The 1126-nt window shown below is 57.7% G+C and carries 1 protein-coding gene and 1 pseudogene; one reads left to right on the plus strand and one right to left on the minus strand.

Features of this window, described 5'->3' with window-relative positions; all coding sequences use genetic code 11:
* Positions 1–320 (plus strand): hypothetical protein (locus BGIM_RS66860; protein ID WP_238537500.1); only part of this gene is annotated, 320 nt, incomplete at its 5' end.
* A gap of 374 nt (positions 321–694) precedes the next feature.
* On the opposite strand, the pseudogene BGIM_RS47915 reads toward BGIM_RS66860, so the two are convergent.
* Positions 695–1126: pseudogene (locus tag BGIM_RS47915) on the minus strand (hypothetical protein); the annotation flags it as partial.

The raw sequence follows: 1126 nt of genomic DNA on the forward strand, positions 1-1126 counted from the left end.
TTCGGGACCAAGAGGTCGCAGGTTCAAATCCTGTCAGCTCGATTGTAAAAGCGCTGTTTTTTAAGGCATTTCCATCGCTAATCATCTTTGATCGCCAGTTCGGACGGGTACAGGATTGGGCACTAAAACTGGCTGTTCGGTCGATTTTTAATCATATTTTCAACAAATGTGGATTGTTGAAAACAAACTTCACTCACAATTTTCCGAAAAGATCTGCGAACAGAAGCGTCGCCAAAACTGCTGAATTCTCAAGGACTTGTGAGAAGAACATTTTGCGAGGGAGGCGCAGAAACCGAACGGACTTCCCAACCAACGGTTGAATGTCTGTCACGAGACCGCTTGGCTGCCACCCAAGCGGTCAGCCGATGCCGTGGCGTCGCTCCCATGATCGAAGGCTTGGGCCGCCAAACAACATCGGCCAGGTTGGTGGTTCATTGCATCTGAAAGGGGAATCATTGGCGGATCAATCCGCCTGCCAAGTCAAAATGCCCATGAGAACAGCCTCAGTTTAGGTGCGATGAACCACTTGAGTTTCCCGGTTGATCACATGGCCGGGCCGGGCCGACTTTCGGGGGCAGGCCATGAGCGCGACCTTTGCCCCTCGAACGCCGGTCGCTGAGCGACCGGCCACAACCAGTCAAACCAACCGTGCGTCCTTGAGCGCTCCGTTGGGTGGCGTCTTGACACGGTGTCTTTACATCGCGTCGGTCACCAGGGCTTGGCTATCGATCTCTGTCGAAGATCCTCCTTGGTCCGTGACCACCACGGTGACAGGGTAAGTCCCCGCGGTGGAATACGTGTTCACGCCCAAGATGTTAAACTGATCCGAGCCGGCTTTGACGATCGTGCCGTCCGCGCCGGACGCCGTCGTCGTGTGGCCGTCGCCCCATGTGATGGTGGCGGTATAGGCGGTGGCAAGATACGGACTTCCGGAAACATTGAAGGCTGCCAAAGGACCACGGTAGGCTTGGCCGGTGACGGCCGTGAAGTTGACGCTGACCGGCGTGATGTCGTCCGCGGCGGTGTTGTTCGCGACGACGGTGTTGACGAGTCGCACAGTCCCGAAGACCCCGCCGCCGAGGCCCTTGCCGGCCCCCGGACCGGGGCCGCCCGGAGGGCCGCCTGC

The sequence above is a fragment of the Zavarzinella formosa DSM 19928 genome, assembly GCF_000255705.1.
In the GTDB taxonomy this organism is placed as follows: Bacteria; Planctomycetota; Planctomycetia; order Gemmatales; family Gemmataceae; genus Zavarzinella; species Zavarzinella formosa.